The sequence below is a fragment of the Bradyrhizobium sp. CCGB12 genome, assembly GCF_024199845.1.
Taxonomy (GTDB): domain Bacteria; phylum Pseudomonadota; class Alphaproteobacteria; order Rhizobiales; family Xanthobacteraceae; genus Bradyrhizobium.
This window is the reverse complement of record NZ_JANADO010000001.1, coordinates 2,561,239-2,584,224: the sequence shown is the minus strand read 5'-3', so window position 1 is coordinate 2,584,224 and position 22,986 is coordinate 2,561,239. Positions and strand designations below refer to the sequence as shown.

The following is a 22,986-nucleotide window of genomic DNA, read 5'->3' as shown; positions in this document are numbered from 1 at the left end:
ATCAACCCGCCCGGACGATGCGGCCGCCGGTTTGTGGCTCGGACTGGGACACAATTGATGCCCATATGGGCGCGCGGCACTCTTGTTAAACAAAACGATACCGTGTAGTTTTATCTTGGGGCTGGACGAGAATGCCGCGGCAAATTTGCCGGCGGCGGTACAAGCGTGATCGCCAGCCACCGACGATGCCTATCCCTTCAAGTTCGACCGAAATGTCCGGCCAGACCCATGGCTGGATCAGGCGGACAGGCGCCCGCCTGAGCGGAATCCTGGTCCTTGCGTGCAGCCTGGCGCTCGGCGCCTGCACGTCCCTGCCCCGCACGCCCTATACCGCCGCGGAAGCCAGCACATCGCGCGTGCTCGATATCGACGGCCTCCGGCGCTACGCCGATGAGCCCATCACGAAATTCAGCTTCGAAAAGGACAACAGCACCGCGACGAAGTCCTATCTGGCGCTGTCAGGCGGCGGCGCCGACGGCGCCTATGGCGTCGGCGTGCTCAACGGCTGGACCGCGGCCAGGACCCGTCCGACCTTCTCGGTCGTCTCGGGCGTGAGCACGGGCGGCCTGATCGCGCCCTTTGCATTCCTCGGCTCGCAATATGACGACACGCTGAGGGAGGTCTACACCAGCGGCATCGCGGAGAGCCTGCTGAACGATCCCAGCATCATGCGCGTGCTGTTCGGATCGGGCCTGTTCGGCAACACAAGGCTGCGCGAACTCGTCGCCCGCTATGTCGGCCCCGAGATCATGGCGCAAGTCGCGCGCGAGAATGCCAAGGGCCGCAAGCTCTTGGTGGTGACGACCGATCTCGACACCCAGCGGACCGCGATCTGGGACATGGGCAAGATCGCAGCGGTCGGAACGCCTGAGGCGCTCAAACTGTTTCGCGACGTGATGGCGGCCTCCGCCAGCATTCCCCTGGTGTTTCCGCCGATCATGATCGACGCCGAGGGCCAGGGCCGCAGGTTTCAGGAGATGCATGTCGACGGCGGCGTGACCGCGCCGGTGCTGACGCTGCCGGAAGCCCTGCTGTTCCAGGGCAGCCGCCTGCCGGGCAACGCCAAGATGGACATCTACATCCTCGTCAACAAGAAGATCGAACGCAATTTCGAGCTCGTCTCCAACAGCACCATCGATGTCGCCTCGCGCAGCCTGTCGGCGATCACCCAGTCTCAGACGCGTTCGATCATCTTCTCGACCTATGATTTCGCCAAGCGCAACCGCCTCGGCTTCCACCTTTCCTACATCGCGCGCGACTATCCGGCGGCGCCCTCGGAAGGGTTCGACACCGCCTATATGCGGGCGCTGTATCAGTACGGATATGAGAAGGCGGCTTCAGGTCAGGCCTGGACCTCGACGCTTCCTTGATCCCTCATGACGGAACGAGGCCATGCGGAAACCGTTGACGATACGGCCAATTCGGCCAGATTCGCGATGACGCCCCCGCTCCCGCGCGATATAGAGCGAATGACTGTTATCACGACCGCGCAGGAATCATTGGGCATGGGATTGACTGCGACCAAGACGAGATCGGCGGCGCCACGGCGCGAGCTGCCGAAATCCCGCGGCGGCCGGCCGACGAAGTCAGCCGCCATCGAGCGCGATCAGCGGTTGATCGAGGTCGCCACCCGCCTGTTCCTGGATCGCGGCTTCGACGCGACCTCGCTTGATGCGGTCGCGGAAGCGGCCCGGGTCAGCAAACCCACCGTCTATTCCCGCTATGGCGACAAGCGCGGCCTGTTTGCCGCGGTGCTGAGACGCGAGATCGCGCGCTGGCTTGCGCCGCTCTCCGCAGCGGCGGAGACGCAGCTCTCCAGCGCCTCGAACATCTCGGTGGAGCAGCGGCTGGTCGAGATCGGGCGCGAGATGCTCACATTCACCTGCGGTCCCGATGCCGTCGCCTTCAGCCGCATGATGACGTCACAGGCCATCAACTTCCCTGACGTCGCCAAGCTCGGCAAGGAGGAAGGCTGGCTCAAGGCCGTCGCCACCACGGCGCGCTTCTTCGACCATCTGGTGGCGCAAGGCGCGCTCGATGTCGAAGACACCACCATTGCCGCCGAGGTGTTTCTCGACGTCGTCGTCGGTCACACCCACCGCATGGCGACGTTCGGAACGGCGCTCGAGATGAAGGCCGCCGAAAAGCGGATGCGGGCGGCGATCAAGCTGTTCCTGGCCGGCGCGCTGGGGCCTGCCAACCGCGTCCAGAGCTCCGCAAAGGGCACACAGCGGCGCCCGTCCCGCTGACAATTCCGTGAGCCCGCGACCTTATCCTCCGGGGGCTGCGGCTCCGCCATTGACCGAAATAAAACGATACGGTATGGTTTTGTTATAGCAGCACTGGCCGCTTTTTCACCAGCCCCAAAGAGGTTCGTGCTGTTTCGAACGCCGCGGCGGGCACAACCTGCTACGACGCTCCGCGGCCGGCCTTTGCCCAAGGTCGGCCGCGAATTCTTTACGATCATCCGGCACATTTGCTGGCGGAAGGTTCGAGCATGAAGGCACCACGACGACATCCCTGGACGTTTCTTGCCGCCACCCTGTCGGCCGTGCTCATCGCAGCGCCGGCGCAGGCGATCGTCTCGGCCGGAAGCACACCCACCGCCCTTCACAGCGAGACCGATGGCAACGCCGAGGCCGATCGCCAAGCGGTGAGCCGTGAGATCGAGCGCTTCCGGAGCTCGTCGATCTCGATCAGCCAGGCCATGGCGATTGCCGAAGGCCGGCACGCCGGCGCCACGACGGCGGATGTGAGTTTCGACGGAGGCTCGGGCGTCCCGGTCTACCGCGTGAAGACCCTGCACAACGACCGGATCTGGCGCCACACCATCAATGCTTCGACCGGAGAACTCGTCGGCGGTGAAGCCGCCCTCCCCCTCGCCGAACTCGACCACGACGATCGCAGCAATCTCGCAGCGCTCGGCGCGATCAGGCACCGCCTTGCCGATGCCGTGCGCGTCGCCGAACGCGCGGCCTCGGGCAAGGCGATCAGCGGCGGACTGGTGCGCGAACGCGGCCGGCTCAATTTCGCGATTGTCGTGATCAGCGGCGACGACCTCAAGGAGGTCATCCTGGAGCCGCCGGGCGCCAGGGCGAAATAGCGACTGCCAAATAGCGGCGGGCTCGGCCCCGGCATCGACCGGGGCGAAAAGCCATTGACGGCTGCAAAACTCTCCCGCATAAGTCGCCGCCATGTTCACGACCACGAAACGCACGACCAAAACCACCACGGCCTCAGGGGCCCGGGGAGGCGTGCGCGCGTAGTCGTCGACGAAAACGCATCAGCTCTACCGAAGCCCCGCCCTCGATGGTCCGGGGCTTTTTTGTTGTCTAATTCTCAAGCCAATGGAGGACAAAGTGAGTAACGATCCCGTCGTCGCGATTGTCGGCGTCACCGGTGCGGTGGGCGCCGAATTCATCGCCACCATGGACAAGCGCGGCTTTCGCGTCGGCAAGCTCAAGGCGCTGGCAAGCGCCCGCTCGGCCGGCAAGACGGTGTCGTTCCGAGGTCAGGACGTCGTCATCGAGGAATTGACCGAGCGCGCCTTCGAGGGCGTCGACATCGCCCTGTTCTCCGCAGGCGGCAGCATCTCGAAGAAGTTCGCGCCTGTAGCGGTCAAGGCCGGCGCGGTCGTAGTCGACAATTCGTCTGCCTTCCGCATGGACCCGAACGTGCCGCTGGTGATCCCCGAGATCAACGCGAGCCGCATCAGGGATCACAAGGGCATCATTGCCAACCCGAACTGCGCCGCGATCACCGCGCTGGTGCCGCTGTGGCCGATCCACCAGAAGAACCGCATCAAGCGCGTGATCATCTCGACCTATCAGGCGGCTTCCGGCGCCGGCGCCGCCGCGATGGAGGAGCTCGTTGAATCCACCCGCGCCAATCTCAACGGGCAGGTCTATACGCCCAAGGTGATGCCGCACCCCTACGCCTTCAACCTCTTCAACCACAACACCGCCATCGACCCCGACACCGGCTACAACGACGAAGAGACCAAGGTCATCAAGGAGACCCGCAAGATCTTCGAGGACGAGAAGATCGCCATCGGTGTCACCTGCGTGCGCGTGCCGGTGCTGCGCGCCCATTGCGAGGCCATCACCTTCGAATGCGAGAAGCCCATCACTGAGGACCATGTCCGCGCCATCATGGCACAGGCGCCGGGCGTGAAGGTGGTCGACGACCGCGCCAAGAACTACTTCCCGATGCCGATTGACGCCTCGGGCCAGGACGACGTCCTGGTCGGCCGCATCCGCAAGGACCTCAGCGACCCCTCAGGGCATTCGATCTCGATGTTCGTGGCGGCGGATCAGCTCTTGAAGGGCGCGGCGCTCAACGCGGTGCAGATCGCCGAGCTGCTGCCGCAGCGCGTGATGGCGTAACAGAAAGTGCGTAAGATGGGTTAGCCGAAGGCGTAACCCACCTCTTTACTGTCCACGCGTATAGAGAAGTGGTGGGTTACGCCAGCGGACTGCGCTTCGCGCATCCGCAGGGCTAACCCACCCTACGACCCTGCCCGAAACAATAAGCACGCATCGCCGTACGAATAGAACCTGTAGCCTTGCGCTATCGCATGCGCATAGGCCTGCTTCATCGTCTCGAGCCCCGAGAAGGCCGAGACCAGCATGAACAGCGTCGACTTCGGCAAATGGAAATTGGTCAGCAGAATATCCACGGCGCGGAAGCGATAGCCGGGGGTGATGAAGATCGACGTCTCGGCCGCGAACGGCTGGACGGTGCCGTCCACGCTGGCGGCACTTTCGAGCAGCCGGAGCGACGTGGTGCCGACGGCGATGATACGGCCGCCGTGCTTCCGCGCGGTGTTGAGCCGCTCCGCCGTTTCGGCCGAGACCGTGCCCCACTCCGCATGCATCTTGTGGCCCGAGGTGTCGTCCACCTTCACCGGCAGGAAGGTCCCTGCCCCGACATGCAGCGTGACGCGGTTGATGCCGACGCCGCGCGCGTGCAGGGCCTGCTCCAGTGCCGGGGTGAAATGCAATCCCGCCGTCGGCGCGGCGACCGCGCCTTCGTTGGCCGCGAACATGGTCTGGTAGTCGGCGAGGTCCTGGTCGTCGGGCGTGCGCTTGGAGGCGATATAGGGCGGCAGTGGCGGGCTGCCGAGATCGGCGATGGCCTGGTCGAGCGTGGGGCCGTGGAACGAGAACGACAGCGTCACCTCGCCTTCATTGCCCTTGGCTTCGACCTCGGCGTCGAGATGGCCGAGCAGGCAGACCTTGCCTTCGTTGCCGAAGCGGATGCGGTCGCCGGCCGTGAGCTTCTTCGCCGGCTTTACCAGTGCCTGCCAGCGCGAGCCGTCGAGGCGCTTGATCAGCGTCGCCTCGATCTTCGGCTCGGTCGCCCGCCCGATGCGGCGGCCCCTAAGTTGCGCCGCGATCACCTTGGTGTCGTTGACGACGAGCTGGTCGCCGTCCTTCAGCCATTGCGGCAGGTCGGAAATGACCTGGTCGCGCAGCGCGCCGTTCTCCACGACCAGCAGCCGCGCAGAGTCGCGCGGGCTCGCCGGGCGCAACGCGATGCGCTCGGGCGGCAGATCGAAGTCGAAGAGATCGGTGCGCATGACTCACTAGCACCGTCATTCCGGACGCCGCGCCTCGAGCGCGGCGACCCGGAATCCCGAGATTGTGACGCGAGATTCCGGGTTAGCGCTAACGCGCGCGCCCCGGAATGACGAGTGACTATTCCTTGTCCGCCGCCATCCGCGCCTTGACGATCTTGTCGGGGTTCTGCACCGGCTCGCCGCGCTTGATCTTGTCGACGTTGTCCATGCCCTCGGTGACCTTGCCCCACACCGTGTACTGGTTGTCGAGGAAGCGGGCGTCGTCGAAGCAGATGAAGAACTGGCTGTCACCGGAATCGGGATTGGCGGCGCGGGCCATCGAAGCGGTGCCGCGCACATGCGGCTCCTTGTTGAACTCGGCCTTCAACTTCTTGCCGGAGCCGCCAGTGCCGGTGCCCTGCGGGCAGCCGGTCTGCGCCATGAAGCCGTCGATCACGCGATGGAACACGATGCCATCGTAAAAGCCCTCGCGGACCAGTTCCTTGATGCGCGCGACGTGGCCGGGCGCCAGATCAGGCCGCATCTCGATGGTGACGGGGCCCTGCGTGGTCTCGAGGATCAGGGTGTTTTCGGTGACGCTCATGCTCGTCTCTCTTGCGTTGGGGGTGAAGTCTTCCGGTTGCGGAACTGGATCGCGAATGGACGCCCCGCAGCGGCGCCGGCCATTGCTTCGGTAAATGGCACCGGCGTGCAGCGTTGCAACGCCTCCATCACCGCGATCCGGTATTGCAGCCGGTCATCGTCGGTGGCCTCCGCGGATTCATAGGTAATCCTCGGATGGCCCAGAATGTTTCCGGCCCGGTTAAAGCTCACGACGACGGTGATGTCGAGTGGCCGCGCCTTGGCCGGTGGTGGCGGTCTCCAGCAGGTACGCAAATGCCGGAAAATGTCCTGGATGGTGTTGACCTGCCGGTCCTCGGCCACCGCGCTGGGGACGCCAAGTAGCAGCATCGCGGCAATCAGCAGAAGCTTGCCACCGCGGCGCGCCATGGCCGCTCCTATTTGATGTCGGATGCGACCTGCACCTTCACCATCTTGTCGGGATCGGTGACGGTGCCGCCGGGGGAGCCGGCGGGTGCCTTCTTCAGCTTGTCGACGACGTCCATGCCCTGCACGACCTCGCCGATCACCGTGTACTGGTTATCGAGGCTGCCACCGTCGGCGAACATGATGAAGAACTGCGAGTTGGCGCTGTCGACGCTGTCGCCGCGCCGCGCCATCCCGACGATGCCGCGGGCAAAGTGCACCTTGGAGAATTCCTGCTTCAGGTTCGGATATTTCGAGCCACCGGTGCCGTTGCCGTTCTGACCATCACCCGTCTGCGCCATGAAGCCGTCCATGACGCGGTGAAACGGCACGTTGTTGTAGAAGCCTTCCCGCGCGAGCTGCTTGATGCGCTCGGCGTGCTGGGGCGCGATGTCGGTCCTGAGCTTGATGACGATGCGGCCCTTGGTGGTGTCGATGACGATAGCGTTGGCCTTATCGAGATTTGCCGGCAATTGCTGCGCCACCGCCGGCACCGCGAACAGAAGCGCGGCAAGAACTGCGAGAATTCGGATCATGACAACTCCGGATCAGATGAGAGAGGACGTGCGCCGTTATCCGGCGAATTTTGCCTTGAGCTGCGCCGCAACGAGCGGCGGGACGAAGGCCGAGACGTCCCCGCCCATGCCGGCGATCTGGCGCACCAATGTGCCGGTAATCGGGCGGACCGCCGGAGAGGCCGGCAGGAAGACGGTTTGCACATCGGGCGCCATAGTCCCGTTCATCCCAGCGAGCTGCATCTCGTAATCGAGGTCGGTGCCATCGCGCAGGCCCCGAATCATGATCGTCGCGCCGTGCTTGCGCGCCGCGGTCACCGCGAGATCGTCGTAGGTCACGGCGTCGAGCACGCAGCCGGCCTGGGCCGCCACCGGCCCGCAGACGTCATCGAGCATCTTCAGCCGTTCTTCGGTCGAGAACAACGGCTTCTTGCCGGGATGGACCCCGATCGCGACAACCAGCCTGTCGCACAACGACACGCTGTGCCGGACCACGTCCAGATGGCCGTTGGTGATGGGGTCGAAGGAACCGGGATAAAAGGCGATGCGCGGCATGGCTTCCTCCTACCGCGCCCGGCCCGGGCCGGCAAGCCGGGCCGGTTCCCTGCCGGTTTTTCCGCAAAACCTTGTCGGAATCCCCCGAATTGTTTCGTCCTGCGGGCGGCCACGAAACAAAGAAACCCTCAACGAAACCATTTCCCGCTCCGGCGAAGACGTCTCGAAACTCGCCATGGTTACTAATCCGGCCAACGAATGACGGGCCGCACACTGGGCGTAGCGGCCGCATCACAGGGGACTGTCAATGATCAAGGCTCTTTCGGCGATCGCCATCTCTGCGTGCGTTGCTGCCGCCCTCACCCTGCTGCCCGGCTTCGCCCCGACCGTCGAAGCCAGCGTTCCGCAGCCGCTGGCCAAGAGCGACCGCCTCGACATCCGCAGCGTCGGCAAGGACTGCTCGCAGCAGGCTTGGCCGAACTTCGAAGCCTCGTGCCTCCGCCGCGCCGGGACCAAGGCCGATGTCCGTGAGGCTCGCCTCGTCACCGCCGACCGGACCCCGTAGTCGGATCTGTCAGTTTCACGTCAGCTAACCCGGTCCGGGCCCACCACAAACCCCATGGATATTTGCGACGTCTCGTCGCAGACTGCGTGACGCTCGCGCCCGTCGGAATGGCCCGTCGGGCGCGTTTCCATCGGGGGTCACAATTGTCCAGTACGCCCGCAGTCGCTTCCGGCCATCATCCCGATCCGCTGCCGCTTGCCATGACCATGGGCGCCCTCGGGGTGGTCTATGGCGATATCGGCACCAGCCCCCTCTATGCCTTGAAGGAAGCCGCCAAGGCGGCCGCCCACGGGGCGACAATTGCGCCCGAGGCGGTCCTCGGCGTTGCCTCGCTGATCCTCTGGGCCCTGCTGCTGATCATCTCGCTGAAATATGCACTGTTGATCCTGCGCGCGGACAACCGCGGCGAAGGCGGCATCGTGGCACTGCTCGCGCTGCTCCACGCCCGCAACGCGCAACCCGGCACCTGGCGGGCGCATCTGCTGGTCGTCGGTCTCATCGGCGCCGCCCTGCTCTATGGCGACGGCGCGATCACGCCGGCGATCTCGGTGCTCAGCGCCATCGAGGGCCTCAAGGTCGACGCTCCCTCGCTTGCACCCGCAGTCGTGCCCGTGACCATCGTCATCCTGATCGGCCTCTTCATGATGCAGAAGCAGGGCACCGGCTTCATCGGCCGCATCTTCGGGCCGGTGATGCTGACTTGGTTCGTCGTGCTCGCCGCCCTCGGCATCCACGGCATCGTCCAGGCGCCGGCGGTGCTGGCCGCGCTCAGCCCGCTCTATGCTTTCAACTTCCTGACCCACCAGGACTTCCACATCTCGTTCGGAATCCTCGGCGCGGCCTTCCTCGCGGTGACCGGCGGCGAAGCCATGTATGCCGACATGGGACATTTCGGACGCCTTCCGATCCGGCTGGCCTGGTTCGTGATCTGCCTGCCCGCCCTGGTGCTGAACTATTTCGGCCAGGCCGCGCTGCTGATCACCGATCCCGCCACGATCGAGAACCCGTTCTTCCAGCTCTGCCCCGATGCCTTGCACTATCCGCTGGTCGCCTTCTCCACAGTCGCGACCGTGATCGCTTCGCAGGCGATCATCTCCGGCGTGTTCTCGCTGACCCAGCAGTCGATCCAGCTCGGCTTCCTGCCGCGCATGCAGATCCGCCATACCACGAGCCATGCGATGGGGCAGATCTACGTGCCCCTGGTGAACTGGCTGCTCGCCGCCGGAACGCTCGGCGCTGTCCTGAGCTTCGGCACGTCGGACGCGCTTGCCGGCGCCTATGGCATCGCGGTGTCGCTGCTGATGGCGATCACCACGCTGCTCGCCGCGCTGGTCGCGATCCAGTGGGGCTATTCGCCTTGGCTCGTGGTGGCCGTGAACGGCTTCTTCTTCGTGATCGACGTGATCTTCTTCTCGGCCAACTCGATCAAGCTGTTCGAGGGCGGCTGGTTTCCGCTGCTGCTTGCGGCCCTCGTCGCCTTCATGATGTTGACCTGGCGCAGCGGCGTGAAGCTGGTCGAAGCCGCGCGCGGCCGCCTGCGCCAGCCCGAGGAGGATCTGATCGAGACTGCGGTGAACAAATGCAGAGCGAGGCTGCCCGGTACAGCCGTGTTCCTGGCGTCAGCACCAAAGGGCGTGCCGCTGGCGCTGACCCAGTTCGTCAAGCACAACCACGTCCTGCACGAGCGCATCGTCCTCGTCACGGTGCTGATCGAGGAATCGCCGCATATCGCTGACGAGGAGCGCGCTGAGGTGATCGACATCATCCCCGGCATCACCCGCGTGACCCTGCATTACGGCTTCATGCAGAACCCCACGATCTATGAGGGACTGAAGCTCGCCTGCCGCCAGGGCAAGCTGCCCGGCATCGACCTCTCCGACATCACCTATTACGTCGGACGCGAGACCATCATCCCGCGCGAGGATGTCCCGGGCATGTGGGTCTGGCGCGAAGGCGTGTTCGCCTTCCTCCAGCGCAACGCCGAACGCTCCGCCGCGTTTTTCGGCGTGCCGACCAAGCAGGTGGTGGAGTTCGGCACGGAGCTGGAGATTTAGCGCATCACCCGGTACGAGCCGTGCTCGACCGGCCCGATTCCGCCGAACGACAGGTTGCGAGACCGATGAAAGCGCTGTTCTGTCTTGTATCCGCCGTCATGCTCTTCACGACGCCCGGCTTCGCCTTCAGCAATGACGATCTGCGCGCAGCGCTCGAGCAGCGTTTCAAGGGCGATCGCACCGGCGCCTGCGTCGCAGCCGGCGTGATCGACGCTGGCGTCATCACGACAGCCTATTACTGCGCCGATCCGAATTCCCAGCGCCCCTACGACGATCACACGGCCTTCGAGATCGGCTCGATCACCAAAGCGATGACGGCAGCATTGCTTGCCGAACTCATTGCGCGCGGGGAAGTCGCACTCGGCGATCCCATCGCCAAGCTGTTACCGCCAGCGGCGCGCGTCCCCTCCTTCAACGGCCACGACATCACCATCGGGCAGATCGTAACACACACGTCGGGCCTGCCAGGATTTCCTGCCCGCTACCGCCCGTCCGACATGAAGAATCCTTATGCGGGCGTCACCGAGCGCGATCTGCTCGACGCCCTGGCCGAGACCACACTGACGCGCGAGCCCGGCTCGAAGTGGGAATATTCGAATTTTACGATGATGGTGTTGTCCTACGCCCTCGCCAGGCGCGCGGGCACGGAGTACGAGACGCTTTTCCGCGAGCGCCTGCTTGTTCCGCTTGGAATGACCGAAACCTACGTGGCCCAACGCCCGCCGCAGGTTCACGCCGCCGAGGGTCACCTCTCCACCACCGCCCCCGCAGGCCCCTGGGATTTTTCGCCCGATATGGCCGGCGTCGGAGGCGTGCGCGCGACGTTGCCGGACATGCTCCGATACCTGGAGGGCCAGTTGGGCACACGCCAGAGTGCGATCACGCCAGCGCTGGCCCAAACCCAGGAGCAGGTCGCAAACGTCGATGGACACAGGACGGGCATGAACTGGGCTCTGCTTACCCGGAAGGGGCACACCATCGTCGCGCACGAAGGCGGCACCGGCGGCTTCTCGTCCTATGCCGGGTTCGATCGCGCGGCCAAAAGGGCCGTTGTCCTGCTCAGCGACACCGCATTGACGTCCGTCGGCGGCCTGGGACAGCTCGGAACGCACCTGCTCGACCCCTCAGCGTCGGCTGGCGCGCCGCGTGCGGCAGCGAGGGCGGACGCGAAATTGATCGACGCACTCGTCGGTAGATATCGCCTGCAGAGCGGTCTCGCCATGGAACTGCGCCACAAGGGCGGCAATTTGACCATCCAGGCCGATGGCCAGCGCGAATTCGAGATGGACTATGACAGCGCCGGCGACTTCTATCCGCTCAAGTTCGATGCCCTGCTGCGGCCCAAACGCAAGGCGGACGGCACCTATACCTTCACCTGGTTTCAACTCGGGGCCGTTATCGAGGCCGAGCCAATCGGCGCACGCCCGGCTGCGGCCAAATGGACTCCCTCCGAAGACCAGCTCAAGGACTACACCGGCAACTATCCCCTCACGCCCAATTTCGCGCTCCGCGTCTTCTCCACCGACGCAAGGCTGCTCGTGCAGGGGACCAATCAACAGCCGCTCGAACTCGCGTCTGTCGAACCTGATGTCTTCGTCGTCGAATCCGTTGCCGCTGAAGTCGATTTCGAGCGCGACGCGAGCGGCAAGGTGGTGTCGCTGACGCTGAAGCAGCGTGGACAGGTCCTGAAGGGCGAACGGCGCTAGAACCTCGGAGCAAATGTCGATGACTGACGATGCCTCGCTCGTTCTGAAGCCTCGGCTGACGATATCGGTCGATCAAGCGCAATCGATCATCCTGCGGGCAATAACGCATGCATCGGTGCTCGGCATCACTGAGCTGCATGGCGGGGAGATCAGCACAGTCCTTGAGGTCGCGTTGGCGGATGCGCCCGCCTGCATCCTCAAGGTCTACCCTGCATCGCTCCAGTGGAAGATGGAGAAGGAAGTCTACGTGCTCGGGCTACTCCGTGACGTCGGCACATCTGTTCCCGCCATTCTCCTCGCCGACGACACGCGATCGGTGATCGACCTCAACTACGTGCTCATGACCAGGCTCGACGGCACGGTGCTCGGCCGGCGCGAGGCGACGCTATCGGAGACAGAGTTGTTTGCGGTCTACGCCGAGATGGGTGCGGCGCTCCGCAGGATCAACGACGTCACACTCGACAGTTTTGGCTATATCGGTCCCAAAGGGGTCTGGACGGCGTATCCGAGCAACCATGCCTACATGTCCGCGCAGTTCGACCGAAAGCTGACGGAGTTTTGCACGCGCGGCGGCGATCCCGCGCTGACCGCGCGCCTTCGCGATAGCGTCACGGCGCGGCAGCATCTCTTCGAGGCAGCAGCCGTCCCTCGCCTCTGCCACTACGACTTCCATGCCGGCAATGTGCTGGTCACGTCGCAAGGCGAGCCACACCTGTCCGGCATCGTCGATTTCGAGAATGCAACGTCGGGCGATCCGCTGATGGATATTGCGAAGGCGCTGTACTATTTCACGCCGAAGGATGCGCCGAAGCGAGAAGGATTACTCGCGGGCTACGGCAAGATCGAGCGCCCCGACTGGCAGGAGACGCTTTGTCTCTACCGCGTCTATTGCACGCTGGAGCTATGGTGCTGGATGGCGCAGATCGGCAAGCACGAGGCGCTTGACGGCCTCACGTCGGAGCTTGCGAGCGCCGCATAGAACGGGGCTTTACGCCCCGTTCCCGTTCTCACCGTTTCCGCTCTCGGCCTCTTCCGTGATGTGCTCGACCGAGACAACGTGCTCGTCCTCGGCGGTGTCGAACACGATCACGCCCTGGGTCGAGCGGCCGGCGATGCGGATGCCTTCGACCGGACAGCGGATCAGTTGCCCCTTATCGGTGACAAGCATGATCTGGTCGGCGTCTTCCACCGGGAACGAGGCCACCAGGTTGCCGTTGCGGTTGTTGACGCTCATGGCGACGATGCCTTTGCCGCCGCGGCCCGTGGTGCGGTACTCGTAGGACGAGGTCCGCTTGCCGTAGCCGTTGACGGAGACGGTCAGCACGACCTGCTCCTGCGCAGACATCTCGACATAGCGCTCCTGCGGGAGCTGGAAGCTGCCCGAGGCCTCCTCGGCCTCGGCATCTGCCGGAGCCTCTTCCGCCGTGGCTTCGCCGGCGACCGCGCGGCGCATCTTCAGGTAGGCCGAGCGTTCGTCCGAGGTGGTCTCGACATGGCGCAGGATCGCCAGCGAAATCACCTTGTCGCCCTCGCCAAGCGCGATGCCGCGCACGCCCATCGAGGTGCGCCCCGTGAACACGCGCACGTCGGTGACGGGGAAGCGGATGCACTGGCCGCCGGCGCCGGTCAGCAGCACGTCGTCGCGTTCGGTGCAGATCTGCACGTCGACGATCGCCTCGTTGTCGTCGAGCTTCATGGCGATGATGCCGGAACGGCGGACGTCGACGAAGTCGGACAGCTTGTTGCGACGGACGTTGCCGCCGGTGGTCGCGAACATCACGTCGAGGTTGCCCCAGGTCGATTCATCCTCGGGCAGCGGCATGATGGTGGTGATGCGCTCGCCCTGCTCCAGCGGCAGGATGTTGATCAGCGCCTTGCCGCGCGCGTTCGGCGCGGCCATCGGCAGGCGCCAGACCTTTTCCTTGTAGACCTGGCCGCGGGACGAGAAGAACAGCACCGGCGTGTGGGTGGAGGCCACGAACAGGCGGCTGACGAAATCCTCGTCGCGCGTCTGCATGCCGGCGCGGCCCTTGCCGCCGCGGCGCTGCGCGCGGTAGGCCGACAGCGGCACGCGCTTGACGTAGCCGGCGTGCGAGACGGTGACGACCATGTCCTCGCGCTGGATCAGGTCCTCGTCCTCGACCTCGCCTTCCTGCTCCATGATCACGGTGCGGCGCGGCGTGGCGAACTCGGCCTTCACCTCGGCGAGCTCGGTCTTGATGATATCGAGGATGCGGGCGCGCGAGTGCAGGATCTCGAGATACTCGCCGATCTCGCCAGCAAGCTTGGAGAGCTCGTCACCGATCTCGTCGCGGCCGAGCGCAGTGAGGCGCGCCAGGCGCAGCTCCAGGATGGCCTTGGCCTGATCCAGCGATAGGCGGATGGTGCCGTCCTCGTTGATGCGATGGCGGGGATCGTCGATCAGCGTGATGATGTCCTCGACGTCCCGTGCGGGCCAGTCGCGCGTCATCAGGGTCTCGCGCGCAACAGCCGGCGTCGGCGAGGTGCGGATGACGCGGATGATCTCGTCGATATTGGCGACCGCAATCGCGAGGCCGACCTGCTCATGGGCGCGCTCACGCGCCTTGCGCAGCTTGTACTTGGTCCGGCGGGTGACGACCTGCTCGCGGAAGCCGACGAAGATCGTCAGCATGTCCTTCAGGTTCATCGTCAGCGGGCGGCCGCTGTCGAGCGCAACGGCGTTGACGCCGAAGCTCGTCTGCAGCGGCGTGAACTTGTAGAGCTGGTTCAGCACCACGTCGGGCACGGCATCGCGCTTGAGTTCGACGACGACGCGGTAGCCGTCGCGATCGGATTCGTCGCGCAGATCCGAGATGCCCTCGATCTTCTTTTCCTTGTAGAGCTCGGCGATGCGCTCGACCATCGTCGCCTTGTTCACCTGATACGGGATCTCGGTGATGACGATCGCCTCGCGCTCCTTGCGGATCGTCTCGAACTCGACCTTGCCGCGCATTACGATGGAACCGCGGCCGAGATGGTAGGCACTGCGGATGCCCTGACGGCCCAGGATGATGCCGCCGGTCGGGAAATCCGGGCCCGGGATGATGTTGTTGAGCTCGTCAATCGTCAGCGACGGATTGTCGACCAGCGCCAGACAAGCGTCGATCACCTCGCCGAGATTGTGCGGCGGGATGTTGGTGGCCATGCCGACAGCGATGCCGCCGGCGCCATTGACCAGCAAATTCGGGAACCGCGCCGGCAGGACCACCGGCTCCTTGGTCGAGCCGTCATAGTTGTCCTGGAAGTCGACCGTCTCGTTGTCGATGTCGTCGAGCAGCTTGAGCGCGATCTTGGTCAGGCGGGATTCGGTGTAGCGCATCGCCGCCGGCGGATCGCCGTCGACCGAGCCGAAATTGCCCTGCCCGTCCACCAGCAGTTCACGCATCGAAAACGGCTGCGCCATGCGCACCAGCGCGTCATAAATCGCCTGGTCGCCATGCGGATGGTATTGGCCCATGACGTCGCCGACGATGCCGGCAGACTTCTTGTGCTTCTTGTCGGGCGTGTAGCCTTCCTCGTTCATCGAGAACAGGATGCGGCGATGCACCGGCTTCAGACCGTCGCGTGCATCGGGCAGCGCGCGCGACACGATCACGCTCATGGCGTAATCGAGGTAGGACTTCTTCATCTCCTCGTAGATCGAAACGGGGCGAATGTCCGAGGGTTGCGCCGGCTGGTCGCCGGGCTTGTTGTCGTCGTCAGCCAAGGGGAAATCCGGTGAGGTTTTATCTGGGAATCATATAGCGCATCGGGTCTCCGATAACCACCCTTGCGAGGGGTTCGGGAAGCGCTTTTTCTGCTTATTTTTCCAACGACTTACGGGCTCGGACGCGACACTCCCGAGAGCCCCGGAAACGGCCTCGCGAAACTCGCTTTTGCCCCCTCGAGAACCGTCCCCGGCGACGTTTCCGTCGACCACTCGCCGTTCGCGGGATCCGCGGAGCGCCAGCGCCCCGACAGCAGGCCGAGCTGAATTCGAGTCACACATGAAACGGGCCCGGAAAATCCGAGCCCGCCCCGTCGATTAATTAGAATGGCTGATACCGCGCGCCAAGCGCTGGCTGATCGCCCGCCGCGGCTTCACGTGCAGTCCGCGTCCTCAGAACGGGATGTCGTCGTCCATGTCGTTGTTGCGGCCACCGCCGCCAGCGGCAACGGGACGGCGCGGCGCGCTGCTGACGGGACCGGAGGAGCCGAAATCGCCGCCCGGCTCCTCGCCGAAGCTGCCGCCTCCGCCGCCGCCGCGGCCGTCGAGCATCGTCAGCGTCGAGTTGAAGCCTTGGAGCACAACCTCGGTGGAGTACTTCTCGACGCCGCTCTGGTCAGTCCATTTGCGGGTCTGGAGCGCGCCCTCGATGTAAACCTTCGCGCCCTTCTTCAGGTACTGCTCGGCGACCTTGCAGAGCCCCTCGTTGAAGATCACGACGCGATGCCACTCGGTCTTTTCCTTGCGCTCGCCGCTGTTCTTGTCGCGCCAGGTCTCCGAGGTGGCGATGCTCAAATTCGCGATCGGCCGCCCGTCCTGCGTGCGACGGATTTCGGGATCCTTGCCGAGATTTCCAACCAGAATGACCTTGTTGACGCTTCCCGCCATCGCCGCTCTCCACTCCAAATGCCGCTGAATTCCAGAAGGCCGGGCCCGCTCCGCGCGACGCCCTGCAACCTGTGTTGAGGCGACCCTATACGCTCGCCACAGACTTGCGGGCGTCGATCAACCCGCTGCTCCTCAGGTTATCCCCACATATAGCACCGACCACCAGTTTGTTCCAGATTTGTTCCGTCGCTGCGACACGGCAAAATTGGAGACTAGAACTGCCTGATGCGACGACGAAGCGCGCACCTCGGATGGAACTTTTTTCCGGTTCCCACGAAAGGGAAAAACCACTTAACATTCATCAAGTTGCGACCGCTTCCGAAGGCTTGCCAGTGTGGTATTTCGGAGACGGACTTCCCCACTTCCCTAAGCTACGGTTGAGTCGGACTTAGTTCATATGGGCGTCGCGCCTGATCAACCGCTTCGGGACACGAAGCGGACGAAACTGGGGAGACTGACTGCAATGAATAAGATTCTGTTTGGTGCAATCGGCATAGTGGCAATGGGCCTGTCGGCCCCCGCAAGCGCGGCGGATATGGCGGCGCGTCCTTACACGAAGGCTCCACCGCCGATGGTCGCCACCATCTACGACTGGAGCGGCTTCTACATCGGCATCAACGGTGGCTGGGGTACGAGCCGCAATTGCTGGGACTTCGTGACGCCGGTCACCGGCACGCTGGTCGACGACGGCTGCCATGACGCATCGGGCGGCACGGTCGGTGGTCAGGTCGGCTACCGCTGGCAGTCCAGCAATTGGGTGTTTGGCGTGGAAGGCCAAGGCAACTGGGCTGACTTCAGCGGAAACAACATCAGCCCGACTGCTCTAGGTCAGCAGAACCGTTCGCGGATCGATGCGTTCGGCCTGATTACCGGCCAGATCGGCTATGCCTGGAATAACGTTTTGTTCTACGTGAAGGGTGGCGCCGCCGTCGTGGACAGCAGTTACGACCTCCTCGTCGCGCCAGGGTTCGTGGGTGCAGGCACTGTCTTCGGTTCGGCCAACGGAACCCGCTGGGGCGGAACGGTCGGCGCGGGTGTCGAATTTGGCTTCGCCCCGAACTGGTCGGTGGGCGTCGAGTACAATCACATCTTCCTCGGCGATCGTAACGTCGACTTCAACTTCGCCGGCGCCTTCGTTCAGACCGAACGCGTCAGCCAGGACGTTGATATGGCTCTCGTCCGCGTGAACTACCGTTGGGGCGGCCCCTCGATCGCCAGGTACTGATCGCAAGCAACGTTTCTTCTGACCGAAGACGAAAGGCCGGCCTCGCGCCGGCCTTTTTGCTGCTGCATGGCCCCGGAAACAATAAGTCAATAACCATTACGTTTTGTCACTGTTGTGGCTTTTTGGAGACACAACTTGCGGCTTTGTTGGTGTAAGCACGACGCCAGTTGGACCACAGCGTCCGCTGCCCTTCCAACGCACGGAAGGCAACAACAGAAACTGGGACTGGGATTAGGTTGAATATGAAGAAGGTTTTGTTGGCTTCGGCCTGTTTGTTCGCACTCGCCGCTCCGGCCTCGGCCGCTGACCTTGCGGCGCGCCCCTACACCAAGGCTCCGGTGGCCGTTGCCTCGGTCTACAACTGGACCGGCTTCTATCTCGGTATCGTCGGTGGCGGCGCCTGGGAAAACGCTTCCGGCGACCCGAAGATGAAGGGCGGCTTTGTCGGCGGCACCGCCGGCTACAATTGGCAGACCGGCAACGTCGTGTTCGGCATCGAGGCCGATGGCGCCTGGGCTGACGTGAGCGCCTCGGCGACCGCGCTCGGCATCACCGTGTCCTCCAAGACCGACGCGCTCGGCACCGTGCGTGGCCGTATCGGCTGGGCCGTCAACAACGTCCTGTTCTACGGCACCGGCGGCTACGCCTGGATCGACAACAAGCTCAGCGTCAGCGCGCTCGGCGTGACCGTCTCCGACAGCAAGTTCCACTCCGGCTGGACTGTCGGTGCAGGCGTCGAGGCGTTCTTCGCGCCGCAGTGGTCGGTCAAGGGCGAGTACCTCTATCGCAGCCTCGGCGGCGAAACCTACTTCTCCGGTCTCGGCGCTCCGGTGAACACCGGCACGCTCAACTTCCACACCGTGCAGGTCGGCGTGAACTATCACTTCGGCGGCCCGATCGTCGCCAAGTACTGATCTGAAGTACTGATCTGAAGTACTGATCGCTACCGACGTCACATCGTCACGAAAGGCCGGCCTCGCGCCGGCCTTTTTATTTGTTGGCGTCTTATTTGTTGGCGTCCCGCCGTAACGCACGAGACCGCCAAATCAGGGCGCGCTTTCCCTTATGTTGTGGCTTCTCGGGCACACAACCTGCGGCTTTATTGGGGTATGAATCGGTCGGATCTGAGAGTCCGAATCCTTCCTCTGCACGGAAGGCAACGCAGAAACTGGGGATTGAGTTGATATGAGAAAAATTCTTTTCGCTTCGACCAGCTTGCTTGCACTGAGCGCGTTCTCTCCCGTTATGGCCGCCGATCTCGCGGCGCGCCCCTACACCAAGGCTCCGGTCGCTCCGGTGGCTTTTTACAACTGGAGCGGTTTCTACATCGGCATCAACGGCGGTGGTGCCTCCAGCCGCAATTGCTGGGACGTCAACAATATCTTCGGCGTTCCGGGGCCGGACACGGCTGAAGGCTGCCACAATGCGACCGGCGGCGTCGTCGGTGGCCAGGTCGGTTATCGCTGGCAGTCGGCCAACTGGGTCTTCGGCCTCGAAGCTCAGGGCGACTGGGCCAATCTGAAGGGCTCGAATGGGAGCTTGGTGCTTGCGCCCCTCGTCAACGAGACCAAGATCGATGCACTTGGCCTGTTCACGGGTCAGGTCGGCTATGCCTGGAACAACGTGCTCTGGTACGTAAAGGGTGGCGCCGCCGTCACGCACGCCAAGTACAACGGTCTGGTGGGCGGCGTGGTCCTCGACAGCGCTAGCGAAACGCGCTGGGGTGGTGCGGTCGGCACTGGCCTCGAGTTCGGTTTCGCGCCGAACTGGTCCGTGGCGATCGAATACGACCATCTGTTCATGGGCCACCGCAATGTCAGCTTTACGGTTCTGGGCGTCAACGACCGCATCGACCGTATCAAGCAGGACGTCGACATGGGCACCGTCCGCCTCAACTACACCTTCGGCGGCCCGGTCGTCGCCAAGTACTGAGCTGAAGTACTGATCGTCGCCACCGAGTTACATTGTCACGAAAGGCCGGCCTCGCGCCGGCCTTTTTGTTTTGGTGGCCCCGCGGTTCCTCGCGTCTCCTGCTGCCAGATGCCGCCAGCCCGCCAACATTCCGTTGACGATTCGCAACTCCCTCTGGAAATCCGTCTCCGTTCTTCCTACGTTCGCTGACATACCCAGCGGCGCCGATCCCGGTTCCGGGCGAAGCGCGCCTCTTACATTGGCGCGATCGCGCGTCTTTGGGATTCCCAAGGGACCACCGGGATGGACGAAGTGATCAAGGCGAAGCGCCAACAACAGAACGCGGGTTCACACCTGCGCGCAATTACGATCCGTGGCGCGCGCGAGCACAACCTCAAGAACATCGACGTCGAAATTCCCCGCGACAAGCTGGTGGTGTTCACGGGGCTGTCAGGCTCCGGCAAATCTTCGCTCGCCTTCGACACCATCTATGCCGAGGGCCAGCGCCGCTACGTCGAATCGCTGTCGGCCTATGCGCGCCAGTTTCTCGAGATGATGCAAAAGCCTGACGTCGACCAGATCGACGGCCTGTCGCCGGCGATCTCGATCGAGCAGAAGACGACGTCGAAGAATCCGCGCTCCACCGTCGGCACCGTCACCGAGATCTATGACTACATGCGCCTGCTCTGGGCGCGCGTCGGCGTGCCCTATTCACCTGCCACGGGCTTGCCGATCGAGAGCCAGACCGTCTCGCAGATGGTCGACCGCGTGCTGGCGCTGCCCGAGGGGACGCGCCTCTATCTGCTCGCCCCGGTCGTGCGCGGCCGCAAGGGCGAGTACCGGAAGGAGCTCGCCGAATGGCTCAAGAAGGGCTTTCAGCGCGTCAAGATCGACGGCACCTTCTATGAGCTGGCGGAAGCGCCTGTTCTCGACAAGAAATTCCCGCACGACATCGACGTCGTCGTCGACCGCATCGTGGTACGCGCCGATATCGGCCAGCGCCTCGCCGAGAGCTTTGAGACCGCGCTGAAGCTCGCCGAGGGCCTCGCCGTCGTCGAGTTCGCCGACGCGCCGGCCACAGCGCCAGCGGAAGAGAAGAAGAAGACCGCGAAGATCCACGACAAGAGCGGCCCCGAGCGCATCCTGTTCTCGGAAAAATTCGCCTGCCCGGTCTCCGGCTTCACCATCCCCGAGATCGAACCGCGACTGTTCTCGTTCAACAACCCCTACGGCGCCTGCCCCGCCTGCGGCGGCCTCGGCGTCGAGCAGCATGTCGACGAGGACCTCGTCATCCCCGACAAGGAGCTCGCCATTGGCAAGGGCGCGATCGCGCCCTGGGCCAAGTCGTCATCGCCTTATTACCTGCAGACGCTCATTGCGCTCGGCAAGCACTACAAGTTCACGCCGACCACCAAGTGGAAGGATCTGCCGAAAAAGACGCAGAACGCGATCCTCTACGGCTCCGGCGAGGATGAGATCAAGTTCTCCTACGAGGACGGGGTGCGCTCCTACGACACCAAGAAGCCGTTCGAGGGCGTCATCACCAACATCAACCGCCGCTACCGCGAGACCGAGAGCGAGTGGGCGCGCGAGGAGCTGGCAAAATATTTCCACGACGTGCCCTGCGAGGGCTGCAAGGGTTTTCGGCTCAAGCCCGAAGCGCTCTGCGTCAAGATCGGCACCAAGCATATCGGCGAGATCTCGGAGCTGTCGGTCAGGAAGGCGGGCGAATGGTTCGAGACCGTGCCCGATGCGCTCAATGCACAGCAGAACGAGATTGCCGGCCGCATCCTGAAAGAGATCCGCGAGCGCCTCACCTTCCTGCTCGACGTCGGCCTCAACTATCTCACTTTGTCCCGCTCCTCCGGCACGCTCTCCGGCGGCGAGAGCCAGCGCATCCGCCTGGCCTCGCAGATCGGCTCGGGTCTGACGGGCGTGCTCTACGTGCTGGACGAGCCCTCGATCGGCCTGCACCAGCGCGACAATGCGCGCCTGCTCGACACATTGAAGCGGCTGCGCGACCTCGGCAACACCGTGGTCGTCGTCGAGCATGACGAGGACGCCATCCGCCTCGCCGATTACGTGCTCGACATCGGCCCCGGCGCCGGCATGCATGGCGGCCACATCGTCGCCGAAGGCACGCCCGACGAGATCATGCGCAACCCGAAATCGCTGACCGGCAAATACCTCACCGGCGAGCTCGAGGTCGAGGTGCCGGAGCGGCGTCCGCCGAACCATCGTCGCACCATCAAGGTGGTCAACGCGCGCGGCAATAACCTCAAGAACGTCACCGCGGAGATCCCGCTCGGCCTGTTCACCTGCGTCACCGGCGTCTCCGGCGGCGGCAAGTCGACGCTGCTGATCGACACGCTCTACCGCGCCATCGCCCGCAAGCTGAACAATGCCAGCGAGGGCGCCGCCCCGCACGACCGCATCGAGGGCCTGGAGCATATCGACAAGATCATCGACATCGACCAGTCGCCGATCGGCCGCACCCCGCGCTCGAATCCGGCAACCTATACCGGCGCCTTCACGCCGATCCGCGAATGGTTCGCCGGCCTGCCCGAGGCCAAGGCGCGCGGCTACGAGCCCGGCCGATTCTCCTTCAACGTCAAGGGCGGCCGCTGCGAGGCGTGCCAGGGCGACGGCGTCATCAAGATCGAGATGCACTTCCTGCCCGACGTCTACGTCACCTGCGACGTCTGCAAGGGCAAGCGCTACAACCGCGAGACGCTGGAGGTCCTGTTCAAGGGCAAGAGCATCGCCGACGTGCTCGACATGACCGTCGAGGAGGCCGCCGAGTTCTTCAAGGCGGTCCCGCGCGTGCGTGAGACCTTCAACACGCTGCACCGCGTCGGCCTCGACTACATCCATGTCGGTCAGCAGGCGACCACGCTGTCCGGCGGCGAAGCCCAGCGCGTCAAGCTGGCAAAAGAGCTGTCCAAGCGCGCCACCGGCCGCACGCTCTACATCCTGGACGAGCCCACAACCGGCCTGCACTTCCACGACGTCAAGAAGCTGCTGGAAGTGCTGCACGAGCTGGTCGCGCAGGGCAACACCGTCGTCGTCATCGAGCACAATCTCGAAGTCATCAAGACCGCCGACTGGGTCATCGACCTCGGCCCCGAAGGCGGCGACGGCGGCGGCGAGATCGTCGCCTGGGGTCCACCGGAGGACATCGCGAAGGCGCCGCGGAGCTACACCGGCAAATTCCTCGAGCCGGTGCTGAAGAAGGCGCGGAAGCCGAAGCGGCGGAGCACGAGCGAGGCGGCGGAGTAATTGACACGGCTGGC

At 64.1% G+C, this 22,986-nt stretch carries 19 protein-coding genes; 12 read left to right on the top strand and 7 right to left on the bottom strand.

What is annotated here, in order from left to right:
• Positions 1-212: 212 nt before the first annotated feature.
• The 4 genes from NLM27_RS12400 to NLM27_RS12385 all read left to right on the top strand — a co-directional run bounded on the left by NLM27_RS12400 (position 213) and on the right by NLM27_RS12385 (position 4,385).
• Positions 213-1,370 (top strand): patatin-like phospholipase family protein, encoded by a 1,158-nt coding sequence (locus tag NLM27_RS12400; RefSeq protein WP_254143560.1) that lies wholly within the window; start codon positions 213-215, stop codon positions 1,368-1,370.
• Between the two features lie 135 nt (positions 1,371-1,505).
• Complete coding sequence (locus NLM27_RS12395) at positions 1,506-2,249, top strand: TetR/AcrR family transcriptional regulator (protein ID WP_254148811.1); 744 nt, start codon at positions 1,506-1,508, stop codon at positions 2,247-2,249.
• A 248-nt stretch (positions 2,250-2,497) separates the two neighbouring features.
• Positions 2,498-3,103, top strand: coding sequence for a PepSY domain-containing protein (locus tag NLM27_RS12390; protein ID WP_254143559.1), 606 nt, complete (start codon positions 2,498-2,500; stop codon positions 3,101-3,103).
• Between the two features lie 244 nt (positions 3,104-3,347).
• Entirely contained in the window at positions 3,348-4,385 is a 1,038-nt protein-coding gene (locus tag NLM27_RS12385) for an aspartate-semialdehyde dehydrogenase (protein ID WP_254143558.1), read from the top strand.
• A 122-nt stretch (positions 4,386-4,507) separates the two neighbouring features.
• On the opposite strand, the gene queA is transcribed toward NLM27_RS12385, so the two are convergent.
• The 5 genes from queA to coaD all read right to left on the bottom strand — a co-directional run bounded on the left by queA (position 4,508) and on the right by coaD (position 7,677).
• A complete protein-coding gene (gene queA / locus NLM27_RS12380; RefSeq protein ID WP_254143557.1) occupies positions 4,508-5,581 on the bottom strand; it encodes a tRNA preQ1(34) S-adenosylmethionine ribosyltransferase-isomerase QueA in 1,074 nt (357 codons plus the stop codon).
• Positions 5,582-5,699: 118 nt separating this feature from the next.
• On the bottom strand, positions 5,700-6,164 hold the full coding sequence (locus tag NLM27_RS12375) for a peptidylprolyl isomerase (RefSeq protein WP_254143556.1): 465 nt from the start codon (positions 6,162-6,164) through the stop codon (positions 5,700-5,702).
• Positions 6,161-6,571, bottom strand: coding sequence for a hypothetical protein (locus NLM27_RS12370; protein WP_254143555.1), 411 nt, complete (start codon positions 6,569-6,571; stop codon positions 6,161-6,163). The genes NLM27_RS12375 and NLM27_RS12370 overlap by 4 nt, the downstream gene beginning before the upstream one ends.
• Positions 6,572-6,579: 8 nt before the next feature.
• Positions 6,580-7,143, bottom strand: a complete 564-nt coding sequence (locus NLM27_RS12365; RefSeq protein ID WP_254143554.1) for a peptidylprolyl isomerase — start codon at positions 7,141-7,143, stop codon at positions 6,580-6,582.
• Between the two features lie 36 nt (positions 7,144-7,179).
• Positions 7,180-7,677 carry a pantetheine-phosphate adenylyltransferase gene (gene coaD / locus NLM27_RS12360; RefSeq protein ID WP_254143553.1) on the bottom strand — a complete coding sequence of 166 codons (498 nt, stop codon included), beginning with the start codon at positions 7,675-7,677 and terminating at the stop codon, positions 7,180-7,182.
• A 247-nt stretch (positions 7,678-7,924) separates the two neighbouring features.
• Here coaD and NLM27_RS12355 point away from each other — a divergent pair, with 247 nt between their 5' ends.
• From NLM27_RS12355 to NLM27_RS12340, 4 genes are all read left to right on the top strand, one after another.
• Positions 7,925-8,182, top strand: coding sequence for a hypothetical protein (locus tag NLM27_RS12355; RefSeq protein WP_254143552.1), 258 nt, complete (start codon positions 7,925-7,927; stop codon positions 8,180-8,182).
• A 200-nt stretch (positions 8,183-8,382) separates the two neighbouring features.
• Positions 8,383-10,236 (top strand): potassium transporter Kup, encoded by a 1,854-nt coding sequence (locus tag NLM27_RS12350; RefSeq protein WP_254148810.1) that lies wholly within the window; start codon positions 8,383-8,385, stop codon positions 10,234-10,236.
• Positions 10,237-10,301: 65 nt separating this feature from the next.
• Entirely contained in the window at positions 10,302-11,942 is a 1,641-nt protein-coding gene (locus NLM27_RS12345; RefSeq protein WP_254143551.1) for a serine hydrolase, read from the top strand.
• Between the two features lie 19 nt (positions 11,943-11,961).
• Positions 11,962-12,921 (top strand): phosphotransferase family protein, encoded by a 960-nt coding sequence (locus NLM27_RS12340; protein WP_254143550.1) that lies wholly within the window; start codon positions 11,962-11,964, stop codon positions 12,919-12,921.
• 9 nt (positions 12,922-12,930) lie between these two features.
• Here NLM27_RS12340 and gyrA read toward each other — a convergent pair whose 3' ends face one another.
• Both gyrA and NLM27_RS12330 read right to left on the bottom strand, forming a co-directional pair.
• Entirely contained in the window at positions 12,931-15,669 is a 2,739-nt protein-coding gene (gyrA, locus tag NLM27_RS12335) for a DNA gyrase subunit A (protein ID WP_254143549.1), read from the bottom strand.
• A gap of 393 nt (positions 15,670-16,062) precedes the next feature.
• Positions 16,063-16,557, bottom strand: coding sequence for a single-stranded DNA-binding protein (locus NLM27_RS12330; RefSeq protein ID WP_254143548.1), 495 nt, complete (start codon positions 16,555-16,557; stop codon positions 16,063-16,065).
• 463 nt (positions 16,558-17,020) lie between these two features.
• On the opposite strand from NLM27_RS12330, the gene NLM27_RS12325 reads away from it, so the two are divergent.
• The 4 genes from NLM27_RS12325 (at position 17,021) to uvrA (ending at position 22,972) form a co-directional block, all read left to right on the top strand.
• Entirely contained in the window at positions 17,021-17,782 is a 762-nt protein-coding gene (locus tag NLM27_RS12325) for an outer membrane protein (RefSeq protein WP_254143547.1), read from the top strand.
• A gap of 242 nt (positions 17,783-18,024) precedes the next feature.
• Positions 18,025-18,696, top strand: a complete 672-nt coding sequence (locus tag NLM27_RS12320) for an outer membrane protein (RefSeq protein WP_254143546.1) — start codon at positions 18,025-18,027, stop codon at positions 18,694-18,696.
• 271 nt (positions 18,697-18,967) lie between these two features.
• Positions 18,968-19,714: an outer membrane protein gene (locus NLM27_RS12315; RefSeq protein WP_254143545.1), complete on the top strand. Its 747-nt coding sequence runs from the start codon at positions 18,968-18,970 to the stop codon at positions 19,712-19,714.
• 282 nt (positions 19,715-19,996) lie between these two features.
• Positions 19,997-22,972, top strand: coding sequence for an excinuclease ABC subunit UvrA (uvrA, locus tag NLM27_RS12310; protein ID WP_254143544.1), 2,976 nt, complete (start codon positions 19,997-19,999; stop codon positions 22,970-22,972).
• Positions 22,973-22,986 lie beyond the last annotated feature (14 nt).

What these genes read in the sequence shown, in the direction of transcription:
- NLM27_RS12325 (WP_254143547.1), top strand. Translation starts at nt 17,021, where the DNA reads ATGAATAAGATTCTGTTTGGTGCAATCGGCATAGTGGCAATGGGCCTG.
- coaD (WP_254143553.1), bottom strand. Translation starts at nt 7,677, where the DNA reads ATGCCGCGCATCGCCTTTTATCCCGGTTCCTTCGACCCCATCACCAAC.
- NLM27_RS12330 (WP_254143548.1), bottom strand. Translation starts at nt 16,557, where the DNA reads ATGGCGGGAAGCGTCAACAAGGTCATTCTGGTTGGAAATCTCGGCAAG.
- NLM27_RS12355 (WP_254143552.1), top strand. Translation starts at nt 7,925, where the DNA reads ATGATCAAGGCTCTTTCGGCGATCGCCATCTCTGCGTGCGTTGCTGCC.
- NLM27_RS12345 (WP_254143551.1), top strand. Translation starts at nt 10,302, where the DNA reads ATGAAAGCGCTGTTCTGTCTTGTATCCGCCGTCATGCTCTTCACGACG.
- NLM27_RS12390 (WP_254143559.1), top strand. Translation starts at nt 2,498, where the DNA reads ATGAAGGCACCACGACGACATCCCTGGACGTTTCTTGCCGCCACCCTG.
- NLM27_RS12370 (WP_254143555.1), bottom strand. Translation starts at nt 6,571, where the DNA reads ATGGCGCGCCGCGGTGGCAAGCTTCTGCTGATTGCCGCGATGCTGCTA.
- NLM27_RS12385 (WP_254143558.1), top strand. Translation starts at nt 3,348, where the DNA reads ATGGAGGACAAAGTGAGTAACGATCCCGTCGTCGCGATTGTCGGCGTC.
- NLM27_RS12365 (WP_254143554.1), bottom strand. Translation starts at nt 7,143, where the DNA reads ATGATCCGAATTCTCGCAGTTCTTGCCGCGCTTCTGTTCGCGGTGCCG.
- NLM27_RS12315 (WP_254143545.1), top strand. Translation starts at nt 18,968, where the DNA reads ATGAGAAAAATTCTTTTCGCTTCGACCAGCTTGCTTGCACTGAGCGCG.
- NLM27_RS12375 (WP_254143556.1), bottom strand. Translation starts at nt 6,164, where the DNA reads ATGAGCGTCACCGAAAACACCCTGATCCTCGAGACCACGCAGGGCCCC.
- NLM27_RS12320 (WP_254143546.1), top strand. Translation starts at nt 18,025, where the DNA reads ATGAAGAAGGTTTTGTTGGCTTCGGCCTGTTTGTTCGCACTCGCCGCT.
- queA (WP_254143557.1), bottom strand. Translation starts at nt 5,581, where the DNA reads ATGCGCACCGATCTCTTCGACTTCGATCTGCCGCCCGAGCGCATCGCG.
- uvrA (WP_254143544.1), top strand. Translation starts at nt 19,997, where the DNA reads ATGGACGAAGTGATCAAGGCGAAGCGCCAACAACAGAACGCGGGTTCA.
- NLM27_RS12395 (WP_254148811.1), top strand. Translation starts at nt 1,506, where the DNA reads ATGGGATTGACTGCGACCAAGACGAGATCGGCGGCGCCACGGCGCGAG.
- NLM27_RS12340 (WP_254143550.1), top strand. Translation starts at nt 11,962, where the DNA reads ATGACTGACGATGCCTCGCTCGTTCTGAAGCCTCGGCTGACGATATCG.
- NLM27_RS12400 (WP_254143560.1), top strand. Translation starts at nt 213, where the DNA reads ATGTCCGGCCAGACCCATGGCTGGATCAGGCGGACAGGCGCCCGCCTG.
- NLM27_RS12350 (WP_254148810.1), top strand. Translation starts at nt 8,383, where the DNA reads ATGACCATGGGCGCCCTCGGGGTGGTCTATGGCGATATCGGCACCAGC.